Annotated in this window: 1 protein-coding gene; it reads left to right on the top strand. The window is 63.5% G+C overall.

The genetic code is table 11. The features are described from left to right. Window positions 1-244 (top strand): excinuclease ABC subunit B (locus QMC96_07455; protein MDI6876590.1); only part of this gene is annotated, 244 nt, incomplete at both ends.

Raw genomic sequence — 244 nt, 5'->3', positions numbered from 1 at the left:
AGTACATCGAGAAGGATGCGGCGATCAACCCCAAGCTCGAGCAGCTCCGCCTCTCCGCCACCGCATCGCTCGCCATGCGCTCGGACGTGATCGTGGTCGCCTCGGTCTCCTGCATCTACGGGCTCGGCAACCCGGAGAACTTCCGGAGCATGGGATTCGAGCTGAAGGTGGGGGATGCGGTGCCGAGGAACGACATCCTCCAGCGGCTGGTCGAGATCCAGTTCGAGCGGAACGACATGGAGCT

The organism is Methanomicrobiales archaeon, from assembly GCA_030019205.1.
In the GTDB taxonomy this organism is placed as follows: domain Archaea; phylum Halobacteriota; class Methanomicrobia; order Methanomicrobiales; family JACTUA01; genus JASEFH01.
This window is presented reverse-complemented; position numbering and strand designations above follow the sequence as displayed.